10 protein-coding genes are annotated in these 12,480 nt (G+C 70.6%); 3 read left to right on the forward strand and 7 right to left on the reverse strand.

Annotation, left to right across the window (positions count from 1 at the left end; genetic code table 11):
• Together D7V88_RS32005 and D7V88_RS32010 are read right to left on the reverse strand one after the other, a co-directional pair.
• Nucleotides 1-826 (reverse strand): FKBP-type peptidyl-prolyl cis-trans isomerase (locus tag D7V88_RS32005; protein WP_147448944.1); only part of this gene is annotated, 826 nt, incomplete at its 3' end.
• 219 nt (nucleotides 827-1,045) lie between these two features.
• Complete coding sequence (locus tag D7V88_RS32010; RefSeq protein ID WP_120544415.1) at nucleotides 1,046-1,303, reverse strand: GlsB/YeaQ/YmgE family stress response membrane protein; 258 nt, start codon at nucleotides 1,301-1,303, stop codon at nucleotides 1,046-1,048.
• A 103-nt stretch (nucleotides 1,304-1,406) separates the two neighbouring features.
• Between D7V88_RS32010 and D7V88_RS32015 the strand changes: the two genes are divergently transcribed.
• Nucleotides 1,407-2,519, forward strand: a complete 1,113-nt coding sequence (locus D7V88_RS32015; RefSeq protein WP_120544416.1) for a GNAT family N-acetyltransferase — start codon at nucleotides 1,407-1,409, stop codon at nucleotides 2,517-2,519.
• 3 nt (nucleotides 2,520-2,522) lie between these two features.
• On the opposite strand, the gene D7V88_RS32020 is transcribed toward D7V88_RS32015, so the two are convergent.
• Nucleotides 2,523-3,983: an MATE family efflux transporter gene (locus tag D7V88_RS32020; RefSeq protein ID WP_120544417.1), complete on the reverse strand. Its 1,461-nt coding sequence runs from the start codon at nucleotides 3,981-3,983 to the stop codon at nucleotides 2,523-2,525.
• A 194-nt stretch (nucleotides 3,984-4,177) separates the two neighbouring features.
• Here D7V88_RS32020 and D7V88_RS32025 point away from each other — a divergent pair, with 194 nt between their 5' ends.
• Both D7V88_RS32025 and D7V88_RS32030 read left to right on the forward strand, forming a co-directional pair.
• Nucleotides 4,178-5,233, forward strand: a complete 1,056-nt coding sequence (locus D7V88_RS32025) for a UDP-3-O-(3-hydroxymyristoyl) glucosamine N-acyltransferase (protein WP_120544418.1) — start codon at nucleotides 4,178-4,180, stop codon at nucleotides 5,231-5,233.
• 39 nt (nucleotides 5,234-5,272) lie between these two features.
• Complete coding sequence (locus tag D7V88_RS32030; RefSeq protein WP_120544419.1) at nucleotides 5,273-5,674, forward strand: hypothetical protein; 402 nt, start codon at nucleotides 5,273-5,275, stop codon at nucleotides 5,672-5,674.
• An 11-nt stretch (nucleotides 5,675-5,685) separates the two neighbouring features.
• Here D7V88_RS32030 and D7V88_RS32035 read toward each other — a convergent pair whose 3' ends face one another.
• The 4 genes from D7V88_RS32035 to D7V88_RS32050 all read right to left on the reverse strand — a co-directional run bounded on the left by D7V88_RS32035 (nucleotide 5,686) and on the right by D7V88_RS32050 (nucleotide 12,350).
• Nucleotides 5,686-6,855 (reverse strand): aromatic ring-hydroxylating dioxygenase subunit alpha, encoded by a 1,170-nt coding sequence (locus D7V88_RS32035; RefSeq protein ID WP_120544420.1) that lies wholly within the window; start codon nucleotides 6,853-6,855, stop codon nucleotides 5,686-5,688.
• A 19-nt stretch (nucleotides 6,856-6,874) separates the two neighbouring features.
• The gene (locus D7V88_RS32040; protein ID WP_120544423.1) at nucleotides 6,875-8,536 is read right to left on the reverse strand and encodes a GH3 family acyl-acid amido synthetase; all 1,662 of its coding nucleotides are present in this window, start codon (nucleotides 8,534-8,536) and stop codon (nucleotides 6,875-6,877) included.
• A 198-nt stretch (nucleotides 8,537-8,734) separates the two neighbouring features.
• Complete coding sequence (locus tag D7V88_RS32045; protein WP_120544421.1) at nucleotides 8,735-9,496, reverse strand: hypothetical protein; 762 nt, start codon at nucleotides 9,494-9,496, stop codon at nucleotides 8,735-8,737.
• A 4-nt stretch (nucleotides 9,497-9,500) separates the two neighbouring features.
• Nucleotides 9,501-12,350: an FG-GAP-like repeat-containing protein gene (locus D7V88_RS32050; RefSeq protein ID WP_244238510.1), complete on the reverse strand. Its 2,850-nt coding sequence runs from the start codon at nucleotides 12,348-12,350 to the stop codon at nucleotides 9,501-9,503.
• Nucleotides 12,351-12,480: the final 130 nt, after the last annotated feature.

Here is a 12,480-nt window from a genome sequence, read left to right on the forward strand (position 1 = left end):
GCTTCGGCGCGGGGGGCTTGCCACCCGCGGCGGGGGGCGGGCCACCCATGCCACCGTGCGCTCCAGGCATGCCGGGCATGCCGGGCATGCCACCGGGAGGCGCCTCGGGGGGCTTCACGATCTCGATGAGCTCCACGTCGAACACGAGGGCGGCACCGCCCGGGATGTTCGGGGGCGCGCCGCGGTCGCCGTAGGCGATGTCGGAGGGGCAGGTGAGCTGCGCCTTGCCGCCGACCTTCATCTTCTGGAGGCCCTCGGTCCAGCACTTGATGACGCCCTGGAGCGGGAACTGGGTGGGCTCACCGCGCTTGAAGGAGCTGTCGAACTCCTTGCCGTCGGAGAGGGTGCCCTTGTAGTGCACCTTCACGATGTCGGAGGCGACGGGCTGGGCGCCGGTGCCCGCCTGGGTCTCCTTGTAGACGAGACCGGACTCGGTCTTCTGCGCGCCGGGCTCCTTGGCCTTCTCCTCCAGGAACTTGACCGACTTCTCCTTCTCCTTCGTGGCCTTGCGGGTCGAACGCTCCTTGGCGAGCTCCTGGAGCTTGGGACCGTAGACCTCCAGGTCCACGTCCGTCTTCTCACCGGACACCTGCGCGCCGAGGCCGGCCTTCACGAACTCCAGCTCCTGCGGAGACATGTCGAACACGCTGATGCTGCGGCCGATGGACAGGCCCAGCGCGTAGAACGTCTTCTGCTCCTCGGTCTGGGGAGCACCGGCGGTGGCCGCCGTGGTGGAGCCCGTCGCCGCGGGCTTCTCGCCCGCGCCGCCCTGACCCTGGCAGGCCGTCAGGCTCAGCAGGGTCGCAATCAGCATCGTCTTCTTCATGATGTCGTCGCCTTTCCTTTGGCTCAGCGGCAGCCGACCGCCCGCTGCATGCCCGGGGCGCGGTCTACTACAGAAAATGCCCGCCATCCTCTTGGGAACCGTGCTTTCCCCGGATGGGTGCCCAGGCAGGTAGGACAACCGGCCGCCGCGCCTACAACCGGGGGGACGGAACGGGATTCCCGGAAACCGGCCGGGAGCGAGGGTCTGGAGGGCGACCCCCTACGGCTTGCGTCCGAAGGCGGCCTGGGACACCAGCAGCAGGACGATGGCGCCCAGGATGGCGCCCAGGAAGCCGGTGGGCTCCGGGTCGCGCCAGTCCGTGCCGCGCCAGATGGACGTGAGGAAGCCGCCCACGAACGCGCCCGCCACGCCCAGCAGCGTGGTGCCGATGCAGCCCAGGCGCTGGTTCCCCGGCAGCACGGCCCGGGCGATGAGGCCCGCGAAGAAGCCGAAGATGATCCAACCCAACAACCCCATGGCACCCCTCCCCGCGCCCAGGCGCGCGTGCCCCGCAGTCTGGCGCAGGCCACGCGGAGGCGGAAGTCCGACGTCGTGTCGCATACGCTGACGCGCACCCACCATGAGCCCCCTGCGACGCGCCACCCGGGACGACAACGCCGCGCTGCTGGAGTTGTTCGGCGACGTGCCCATGACGGGCGACCTGGTGCTCAGCACCCAGCGCGCACCGGACTACTTCGCCCTCTTCGCCATGCAGCGGGGCGAGGCTGAAATCTGGGCCCACGCCCAGGGTGAGGCCTCCCGCCTGGACGGCATGGGCGCCATCCACGTGCGCGACGGGTGGCTGGACGGCAGGCCGTGCCGCGTGGGCTACCTGGGAGACCTGCGCACCCGCTTCTCCGCGCGCCGCGCCCGGGGACTCGCCCGGTTCTATGGGCCCGTGCTGGAGGAGACCACCCGGCGCCAGAACGTGGATGTCTTCCTCACCGCCGTCATGGCCTCCAACGCCGCCGCGCTCCAGGCCCTCGTGCGCCGCGCCGCCACGCGCGAAGCCCAGCCGCACTACCACCTGCTGCGCGCCTTCTCCGCCATCTCCATCCAGTTCGTCCTGGGCCGCCGCCCGCGCCCCAGCCGCTTCACCGTGCGCCGCGCCACCGCCGAGGACGTGCCCGCCATGGCCGCGCTGCTGGATGCCGACCACCGCGCCCGCCCCTTCGGCTACCGCTACGACACGGGCGAACTGGAGCACCGCTTCGCCCACTGGCCGGGCCTGCGCGTGGAGGATTCGTTCCTCGCGTTCGACGCGAACGGGCGCCTCGTCGGCTGCACCTCCGCGTGGAACCCCGACGCCGTGAAGCGCTACCGCGTGATGGCGTACCGGGGCGGCATGAAGTGGGTGCGCCGGGGCTTCAACGCACTGGCCACCGTCACGGGCGCGCCCCGCCTGCCGCCACCCGGTGGGGACTTCCGCTACTTCTACCTGTGCAACACCTGCGTCCCCGGCGAGGACCCGGCCGTCTTCCGCGCGCTGCTGGACGCGGTGTACGCGGCCTTCCACGGCCAGGGCTTCCACTTCTTCACCCTGCAGCAGGACTCCGAGGACGCGCTGGCGCCCGCGCTGAAGGGCTTCCTCCAGCGCCGGCTGGACTTCCACCTGTACGCCGTGACGCCCGCCTCGCGTCCCCCGACGACCTTCGCCCGGGGACGCACCGGCTTCGAAATCTGTCTGCCCTGAGGGCTAGACGACGCGCGTCTTCCAGCGCCCGCGACGGAACAGGAAGATGCCCGACACGGACATCGCCGCGAAGGCCACCGGCACCGCGATGTACGCGCCCACCTCGCCCATGCCGAACGGATGCGCCAGCACCCAGGCCAGCGGCAATTCCAGGGCCCAGAGGCAGCACAGGTCGATGAGCGTGGGCGTCGTCGTGTCCCCCGCGCCGTTGAACGCGGAGGTGAGCACCATGCCGTACGCGCAGGAGACGAAGCTCAGCGAGAAGATGCGCAGCGCCGTGGCGCCCGACACCACCACCGCCGCGTCCGTCGTGAACACGCCCATGAGCGGCGTCGCGAAGACGAAGAACACCACGCCGATGGTGCTCAGCACGATGAGGTTGTAGCGGCCCGCCATCCACACCGCCCGCTCGCCCCGCGCCACGTCGCCCGCGCCCATGCTCTGGCCCAGCAGCGTGGATGCCGCGTTGCCCAGCCCCCACGCGGGCAGCAGCGCGAACAGGACGATGCGGATCGCGATGGTGTAGCCCGCGAGCGCCGTGCTGCCGAACGACGACACGATGCGCACCAGCACCACCCAACTGGACGTGGTCACCAGCGCCTGCACCATGCCCGCGCCCGACAGGCGCACCATCGCCAGCATCGTCCCGGGCTCCAGCGACACGTGCTCCCGCCGCACCTGGAGCCGCCCGTTCGCCTGCGCCAGCCGGAAGAGCTGGTAGAGCACGCCCGCGCTGCGGGCAATCGTGGTGGCCCACGCCGCGCCCACCACGCCCATCTCCGGGAACGGGCCCAGGCCGAAGATGAGACACGGGGCGAGCAGGATGTTGAGGCCGTTGGCCAACGCCAGCGTGCGCATCGCGATGGCCGCGTCGCCCGCGCCCCGGAAGATGGCGTTGATGAGGAAGAGCAGGAGGATGCTCACCACCCCACCCATCATCACGCGCGTGTAGCCCACGCCGTGCTCCAGCACCCAGGGCGAGCCTCCCAGCGCCTCCAGCAACGGCCGCGCGAAGACGATGCCCGCGATGGCCAGCACCGTGGAGAGCATCACCCCCAACCCAATCGCTTGCACCGCCGTGCGCGCCGCCCGCTCCGAATCCTTCTCCCCGATGCGCCGCGCCACCATCGCCGTGGCGCCGATGCTCAACCCCATGCCGGCCGCGTAGATGATGGTGAGGATGGATTCGGTGAGGCCCACCGTGGCGACCGCCTCCGCGCCGAGCCTGCCGACGAAGGCGACGTCCACCACGGCGAACACCGACTCCATCAACATCTCCAGCACCATGGGCACGGCCAGCAGGAAGATGGCTCGCCTCAGGGGCAGGCGCGTCAGGTCCATCTCCGTGCCGTGCAGCGCCTCCTTCACCAGCGTCCACAGGCCCTTCGGCGACGGAGGCACGGTGGCCTCGGCGACGTCGTGTTCCTGCGATGGGGGCGTCTCTTCCACGGGTGCGGGTTTCATGCGTGGGGCCTTCCTACAGGAACGCGGAGGGGGAGTGGCGCCCACCGACGCCTACGGCCCTCAACCCCTGACGTCCTGGAGGTGCGGCACCCACCCCTGTCCGTCCAGCGAGCGAGCGTCGGATGCAGGACGGCGGTGTCGCGCTTGGGGGTGACACCCGATGCGAGGAGCGAGGTGTAACTTGCGGCTTCCCGATGAGTCCTTCGATAGCAACCGCCCCCGCCCTGCCCACCGTGGTGGGTCCGCATTTCACGCTGGCCTCGTCCGCGCGCCTGTTGGGCACGCTCCAGGTCGGGCCCGGGGCTGTGATCTCCCGGGGCGCTGTCGTGCGCTCGGTGGGGGGCTCGGTCACGATGGGCGCATCCTCCACCCTGCGCGAGGACGCGGTGGTGGTGGGCACCCCCGAACGCCCGGCCTTCCTGGGGGAGAAGAGCGTACTGGGGCCCCGCTCGCTTGTCATTGGCGCCAGGGTGGGCGCGCTGTGTGACATTGGCGACGGCGCCATCCTGATGCCCGGCGTGACGGTGGGAGACCGCTGCGTGGTGGACGAAGGCTCCGTGCTGCCCCCGGGCATGACGGTGCCGGACGGGTCGGTGGTGTTCGGCCGGCCCGGCCAGGTGCTGCGCGTGCTCTCCGCCGAGGACCTGGCCCGCATGCAACAGCGCCGGGGCGGAAACCTCACCCTTACGGCTCCACCGTTGACCTCTTTTTCCGCGCGGGACCGCGCCGAGGATGCCCCCATGGGCCAGCTCTACGCCTTTCGCGACCGTCACCCCTTCGTGCACCCCACCGCCACCCTCTTCTCCTCCGCGGAGATCTCCGGCGACGTCGTCATCGGCGCGGGCGCCATCATCGGCGCGGGCGTGAAGATCACCGGCGACCTGAACGGCCCGGTCCGCATCGGGGCGCGGGTGCAGATATTGGAGAACACCGTGCTGCACCTGCTGCCGGACACCATGCTGGTGCTCGAAGAGGGTGTCGTGGTGGGACCGGGCTGCGTGCTGCACGCGTGCCAGTTGGGCGCGGGCACGGTGGTGGAGCCCGGTGCCATCCTCTGCGAGGGCAGTCACCTGGGCAAAGGCTGCCACGTGAGCGCCGGCAGCCTGGTGAAGGCGCGCGCGGTGTTCCCGGACTACGCGCTGGTGGAAGGCTTCCCAGCGGTGCAGGTGGGCACGCGCACCTCCCCGCCGGAGTCGCCGCGCTGGGTGCTGCGCCCGGAAGACCTGCCGGGCCTGCGGCGCATGGGGTGAGGTTGCTCCATCGGGTCGGCTCGGGCATCTTCGGAGGCCATGGGCAGGCTCGAGCAGATTGAAGCGGTCAGGGTGGTGTTGGAGATCGTGGGGCCGCTGGCCCTGGGGCTGATCAGCGGCGCGCTCTTCAAGAAGTTCATGTACCCCCGGGTGCTCGAACGAATGGGGAGCCGCCTCGAAGGGGTGGTGACCTCTCCCGCCAACGTCTTCCTCAACGGCCTGCTCATCGGCGTGTACCTGGGCGTGGCGGCGGCGTGCCATGCCTCCAACGCGCCGGAGACCGTGGCGTGGCTCCAGACGCACCTCGGCCTCCAGCCCTCGCCAACGCTGCTGCGGATCGCCTCCTTCGTGGCGACCTTCTTCTGCGGGTACAACCTCGCGACCCTCCCGTCATCCACCTCCGAGGAGGACGGCGGGCTCCACGTGGATCGGCGCTCGTAGACCAGCGCGAGCTACACCCAGAACACCACGTCGCGCTCCGCGTCCTCGGGACCGGGGCCCTGCGCGCCTTCGCGCAGCCAGCGCCGGTAGGCCTCCACGTCCGCGTGGTGCAGGTCCGCCTCCGTGCCGGAGTACACGCCGCCACCGGGTCCATCCGTGAGGCCCTGGCGCTGCGTCTCCATGATGAGGACGTCCTGCTGGATGACCTGCCGCGTGTACCAGCGCACGAAGGGCGTCAGCGCGCGGCCCACCCACGCACCCGGCAGGTCCACCGGCAGCCGGTAGCTGATCGCCGTGTACACGAGCGTGTCCGTGGGCCCGATGGGCGTGCACTGCGAGTTGATGGCGAAGCCGCTGTCGCCCCACTGGTAGTCCACGCGGGTGACGTTGGGCACGATGAACTCATCCGTGTGCACCAGCGGCAGGCCGCGAGGGTTGAACAGGCGGCCCAGGCCCGTGAGCGCGTCCTCCTCCTGGAGGTAGGTCATCCGCACGCGGCCCGCGTGACGCTTCACCGTGGAGGGGACACGCTTGCGCGTGGGGTTGCGGAACCAGCCCCGGTGCACGAAGGACGTGTGCGGCACGTCCATGAAGTTCTCCACCAGGTTCGTCACGCCGTTCGCGAAGCGCGTCACCATGAAGTAGACGGTCCAGCCGCGCTCGCCCCAGTAGGGCACGCGGAAGGGTTCGGCTCGCGCGCGCGTCACATCCTCGCCCAGGTAGACGTAGACGAGTCCGTCCTGCTCCCGCGTGGGAAAGCGCGCGAGCCGTCCCAGGTCGCACGGCGCGGGCTTCAGACCTTCATGCGCGCAGGCGCCCGCGTCCAGCTTCTCTCCGCGCTGCGGAGGTCCCAGCGCCGGAATCTCCACCACCGCGCCGGACGCGTCGTACACCCAGCCGTGGTACGGGCAGCCCAGGCGTCCGTCGAACACGTCGCCCTTCGACAGGCGCGCGTTGCGGTGGAGGCAACGGTCGCGCAGCGCGGTGGGGGCGCCATCGGGCCCCCGGAAGAGGACGAGCCCCGTGCCGAACACGGTGCGCGCCAGTGGCTTGTTCGCGGGCAGCTCCGTGGACAGACACGCCACGTACCAGAAGTCCTTCAGCGCCCCGCAGCGGGCGAGATCCGCCTCCGCCTCCAGATCCACCGCGGGCACCTGGGGACGGTCGTGGGGGTGTCTCATCGGATGACTTCCTTCCGGGTCATGTCGTCGTTCCAGAGAACCACTCGGACCAGCCCGGTTGACGGTGGAGGTCCACGGGCTTGATGTCCCCCGCCCGCTGCCCGAGCGCGATGCACCGCGCTTCATAGCGACGTGCCCCGTGCATCACGCGCACCGCGCGCACCGGCCCGAGTTGTCCCAGCTCGCGCGCGTAGCGGTAGTGATGGCCCTCGCATAGCGCCCGCTCCACGGCCGCCGCGGTGGCTTCCAGGCGTTCGGTGGACAGGTCTGTCTCCAGGAAGAGGCGGTAGGCCGGTGGCGTCCCCCACTCCGGCGCGAGCATGGCGAAGGCGGGACGGGGGGAGGGCAGTTGAGCGTCCAGCACCATGCCCACCCGCGCGGCGGAGAGCTTCTCTCCCACCAGGTCTGTCACCGCGTCCGCGCGGCCCAGGAAGCGCAGGCAGGGCGTCGCGTGCACGAAGCCCTCCACGCGGACGAGATCGCCCAGCCGGTAGCGCAGCAACCCTCCGGACGTGGAGAGCAGTACCGCATAGGTACGGCCCACCGTCAGCTCGTGCGCCAGGAGGGGGCGTGCGTCGGGGCGCGAGGGGTCCATGAACTCGTGGAAGTGGCTGCGCACCGCGAGCACCGGCGCGGGCGCATCGAAGAGCGGGAGGGTGATGACACCCTCGGTGGCGAGCAGACCCTTGCCCTGCACCTCCACCCCTTCGAAGCGTCGACAGGCGGAGGCCACCGCGTGCGCGGCCTGCGCGTCCGTCCACATGCTCAACAGCGCGAGCCCTGGCCACAGTGTGCACGCGGACACGCCACCGTCTTGCAGGGCGGTCCGCAGCACCTGGGCCCGTACGGGGTCCCTCACTCCCTGGAGTCCTCGCACCAGGGTGTCCCAGGCAGGTGCTCGCTCCGTGTCGGACAGGGGCAGGCCGTCCGCATCGTGTTCTGGAGGCCGCAGCGTGCCGCGCTCCAGGTCTTCCGCCAGTCGTTCGCCGTGCCGTTCCAGCGCGTCCATCAACAGCGTGAGGAAGCTGGGATTCCAGACGCTCACCAGGGACAGGTCCGCGCAGCGCACCAGGAACCACAGCGTCACGTAGCGGCACGGCTCCACGTGCGGCGCCTGTCCCACCGCGCCTGGCACGGCGAAGACGCGGGAGAGCAGCGGTTGCAAGGGACGCGGGAACCACGCGCTGTCCTCGGCGGAACCGACGGGGATGCCGCCCTCGGTCCGGTGCTGCTTGCGACCCAGCGGGGAGATGGACCAGTAGCTGGGGCCCGCGCGCACCGCGGGGCGCCGCAGGAGGACTTCGTGCAGCATGGGCGCGAGCGCGCGTTGGAACTCGCCCAACAGGCCGCGCGTCACCGGCACCGGCTTGGATGCTCCCGAGGAGCCGCCCGACAACTCGAAGCGCAGGACGGGTTCGCGCGTGAGCACGCGGGCCTCGCCCTGAGCGATGCGCTCCACGTCCGCGCTCATCGCATCCGGCGTGGACACCGGCACCGCGTCCTGGAACTCCCGGGCGGTCCAGATCCGTTCGAAGTGCGCCACCCGGCTTGCCTGTGTCGTGCCTTCCGCTGCCCTGAGCACCCTCGCGAGACACTCCGCCTGTGCTGCTCCCGGCCTGAGCAACGCGTGACGAAAGCGCAGCGCGGACGGAGTCAGCGCCGCGAGGGTCGCGGTCAGCATCGCACGGGAGGTCAGCACCGGAGGGTCCTCTCGGGATCGAGAGGCATGGCGGCTCCGCTCCGACGCGTGCCGGACCTCTCGCGCTTCCACTCCGAACCATGATGCGGTTCGGCCGCGCTCCCGCACGAAGTCAGCACTGCACGTTCCAGTACGGCTCCGCGATGCAGCGCGGTCGCTCCCCGGCACACGCTCCGCACGTCACGTCCCCACCCGGATCCGCGAGGCATCGCGCTCGCGGCGGGCCCAACGGCGAAGCTGCCCCCACACGCTGCGCGCCAAAGCCCGCGTCAGGTCCCAGCCACGGATCTCCACCAGGCACACCAACTCCTCGCCGTCGCCATGGCCCGGGTTGCGCTCCGCGAAGTAGGCGATGTGCGGATGTCCCGCCGCGTCCCGGTCGATGGGCGAGACACCATCCCTCACACGGTAGTGCGCCCCATTGAACCGCAGCGTGCCGCGCCCCGCGTCGTACTGCGCGCCGAACCACCGCGTCGCCAGTCCGTGCAGGAACTCCGAGCGCCCCGTGGGTGGCGTCCAGTCCCGCCTCGGGTGCGTGCGCGGGAAGTAGTTCACCGCCAGCAGGTACGTCTTGTATCCGCCCGACAGCAGCAGCCAGTACAGCGGCCGCCACGGTCTGCGCAGCTTGCGCGCGAGCAGCAGCCGGCCGAACACCACCTGCAACGTCTTGTGGCCCCACCAGTCCGGGTGGATGACCGTGTCGCCCGAATACAGCACCTCCGCCCCGTCCTCCTCCGCGAGGCGCACCGTGCTGAACCCCACCAACTCTCCCGTGCGCCGGGCGTGCAGCAGGAACACGTACTGCTTCGCGTCCAGGTCCGCATGGAAGCGCTCCGCGCTCACGCCCACGTAGCAGCACTGCATCAACTCCAGCATCCGCGCCCGTGTGTCGGCGGAGAGGGCCTCGCGCCGCACGGTGGTGCCCTTCATCGCGGAGAGCATCGCGTCAGGGTCCTCCCCTTCGCGCCGAGGGACCGGGCGGCTGACGCACCTCGTGGTAGCGGTCCGCCTCCAGTGTCACCTCCTGCGGCTCCGCGCCATACCAGTGGACCGTCGCCTTCACCGGCCCCACGTGGCGACCCAGGCCGAAGTGCAGTCGAGGATCCGCCGACGCGGAGAAGCCTCCCATCAGCCCCACCTCGCGCACCTGCTCCACGCGCTGGCCGTTCTCCTCGTAGGAGACGACCACCCGCGTGCCCACCGCGCTCCGGTGCGTGCGCTGACCGTCACCCACCAGTGACAGGCCCACGAAGTGCGCATCCGGCTTCGCCTCCGTGGCGCTCGCGCGCAGCGTATTGCGGTACAGCGACACCGGCGCGTGCTGGTTGGTGACGAGCACGTCCAGGTCCCCGTCCTCATCCAGGTCCGCCATCAGCACACCGCGCGAGTTGTCCGGCGCTTCGATGCCCACCTCCCGCGCCACATCCACGAAGTGTCCCGGCCGCGCATCCCCCAGGTTGAGGTACACGCGGCGCGCCTCGTTCGGATAGAGCACGCGGCCCCGGATGTCGCCCCACTTGTCCGCGTACGTGTGCACCTCCGGCCCTGACTGCATGAGCTTGTGGTTCACGTACCAGTAGTCGTTGCGCTGCCCGTCCGGGATGCGCCACTTCGGCGCGTCCAGGCGCGCGTCCACCATGCCGTTGGCCTGCACCAGGTCCGGCCACCCATCCGCGTCCAGGTCCCCCGCCGCCGCGCCCCAGCCGAAGCGCCGCTCGTTGAGTGCTCCCCGGAAGGTGGCCTCGTCCTTGAAGGTCGGAACGAAGGCGTCCTCGCCCGGCCCCACCATCCACAGCAGGCTGCCCTCCGCCTGGAGCGAGTGGTGCACGTTGGACACGTACACATCCAACCAGCCGTTGCGGTCGAAGTCCGCCACGCTCGCGTTCATGCCCTTGTACGTGTCGCGGCCAATCTCCCCGAAGCGATGGCCCACGAGGTGGCGGAAGTGCCGCCCGCCCTCGTTGAGGTAGACATCGTCCGGGCCGAAGTCGTTGGCCACGTACAGGTCCGTCCACCCGTCGTGGTTGAGGTCCACCGTGCTCACCGCGAGCGACCAGTGCGTCTGGGACAGGCCCAGTGCGTCCACGTCCTGCTTCTCGAACGTGCCGTCACCCCGGCCCCGGTAGAGCGCGTTCTTGCCGCCGTTGTTCGCGTCGTGCCAGCCGTCGTGCATGAAGCGCAGCATCCGCCGGTCGCCCGCGTACTCGGGTGCGGGGAGCTGGAAGAGGTTGAGCGGCGTGGGCGTCGGGTAGTCCGGCAGGTGCGTCGTCATCGCGTTGAGCACCAGCAGGTCCAGGTGCCCGTCGCGGTCGTAGTCCAGGAACGTGAGCCCCAGGCTCACCGCGTGGTCCGTCACGCCCGCGGCCTCCGTCACATCCTCGAAGCCCGCCGTGCCCGTCTCCTTCAGCGTGTTGCGCAGCAGGCGCACCGGCCCGAAGGCCACCGCCACCGCGAGGTCCGGGTCCCCGTCCCCATCCCAGTCCACGAAGGTGCCGCCGCCCGCCAGCCCCTCTTCCTTGTAGCGGGTGGCGAAGCGCTCCAGCGCGGGCACCGCGACGCGTTCGAAGCGCAGGTCGCCCAGGTTGCGGTAGAGCCCCGCGTGGTGCTCTGGCGTGCCCAGCGGGTGCGTGAGGAACAGGTCCAGGCGACCGTCCCCGTCGAAGTCCCCGGTGGCCACCGCGTCACCCACCGCGACCAGCCACTTGGCCACGTGGGCCACGCGCGGATCCAACTCCTCCAGCGTGTGTCCCATCGTGGAGGACAGGCCCGCCTTCGCGACGTCCTGCGAGTCCAGGTGGAACGCGAGCGGCGCCGAACGCGCACCGGGCGCGGCCATCACCGCGTGCCCCGTGGCCAGCACCGCTCCCAGGCCGCCCACCACGCCCACCCGCCGGAGCACGTCCGGGGACAGGAGCCTGCGCAGGGACTCGCGGCCTCCGGCGCGCCAGGCGGCTCGGGCGTGCATGAACACGAAGCGCGAGGTGGCCACGGTGAGCGCCGCGTAGAAGAACGTGTAGACGCTCTCCTTCAGGTGCAGCACCAGGTCCACGCACGTGATGGCCAGCGCGAGCAGCACCTGCGCCCTGGGCGTCCCGGGCGACGTGGCCGGGTCGGTGAGCATGTAGAAGACGAAGATGAAGAACGAGGGCGCGCCCAGCGTGCCCAGGAACAGCACCTCCGGCGGCAGGTGGTGACGGAGGATGAACGCCCGGAGCGCCGTCTGGAGCGCGTAGAAGGTGAGGAAGCTCACCACCAGCCAGCCCCGGCCCACGCGGAAGAAGAACAACACCAGCGCCGCCATCACGATGAAGGCCGACAGCGCCACCTCGCCGTTGGCCCACTGGTAGGCCGGCGCGGCGGTGATGAGCTCGCGCGTGACGAGCAGCGACACCGCCACCGCGAACATCGACGGGTTGAAGACGTGCCGCCCCTGGAAGGTCAGCAGGTACTTGGAGCCGATGGCCAGCCACACCGGCAGCCACAACAGCGTGCTCGCGTGAGAGTAGTTGAGCAGCAGCGCCAGTGAACAACAGGAGATGTACGCGGAGAGCGGCACCACCTTCTGGCGCTTGAGCACCCAGCCCAGCGCCGCGTCCAGCAGCGTGCCGGAGACGACCAGGAAGGCCATCTGCCCGGGACTGCGGTTGAAGCCGAAGAAGGTGAAGCCCAGCACGCCGTAGAGCGTGAGCAGCCCGGCGAAGGGCAGCCGAGGGTCGTTCCAACGGGGGAAGACCCAGCCGCCCCATTCCACACGCGTGGCCGCAGGGCCCGGCGTCATCGCCACATCCACACTCATGATTGACCGTCCCGGGACACGCGCGGAGCGTGCCGTGCCCGACCCCGGGTGTCCAATCTCCACGAGGCTTGCATCCGGCGCCCATGCGTGGAGTCGTAGTCCCCGACGATGTCCCGCACGTCCCCTCCCC

The organism is Corallococcus terminator (genome assembly GCF_003611635.1).
Taxonomy (GTDB): domain Bacteria; phylum Myxococcota; class Myxococcia; order Myxococcales; family Myxococcaceae; genus Corallococcus; species Corallococcus terminator.

What these genes read in the sequence shown, in the direction of transcription:
- D7V88_RS32010 (WP_120544415.1), bottom strand. Translation starts at nt 1,303, where the DNA reads ATGGGGTTGTTGGGTTGGATCATCTTCGGCTTCTTCGCGGGCCTCATC.
- D7V88_RS32015 (WP_120544416.1), top strand. Translation starts at nt 1,407, where the DNA reads ATGAGCCCCCTGCGACGCGCCACCCGGGACGACAACGCCGCGCTGCTG.
- D7V88_RS32020 (WP_120544417.1), bottom strand. Translation starts at nt 3,983, where the DNA reads ATGAAACCCGCACCCGTGGAAGAGACGCCCCCATCGCAGGAACACGAC.
- D7V88_RS32025 (WP_120544418.1), top strand. Translation starts at nt 4,178, where the DNA reads ATGAGTCCTTCGATAGCAACCGCCCCCGCCCTGCCCACCGTGGTGGGT.
- D7V88_RS32030 (WP_120544419.1), top strand. Translation starts at nt 5,273, where the DNA reads ATGGGCAGGCTCGAGCAGATTGAAGCGGTCAGGGTGGTGTTGGAGATC.
- D7V88_RS32035 (WP_120544420.1), bottom strand. Translation starts at nt 6,855, where the DNA reads ATGAGACACCCCCACGACCGTCCCCAGGTGCCCGCGGTGGATCTGGAG.
- D7V88_RS32040 (WP_120544423.1), bottom strand. Translation starts at nt 8,536, where the DNA reads ATGCTGACCGCGACCCTCGCGGCGCTGACTCCGTCCGCGCTGCGCTTT.
- D7V88_RS32045 (WP_120544421.1), bottom strand. Translation starts at nt 9,496, where the DNA reads ATGCTCTCCGCGATGAAGGGCACCACCGTGCGGCGCGAGGCCCTCTCC.
- D7V88_RS32050 (WP_244238510.1), bottom strand. Translation starts at nt 12,350, where the DNA reads ATGAGTGTGGATGTGGCGATGACGCCGGGCCCTGCGGCCACGCGTGTG.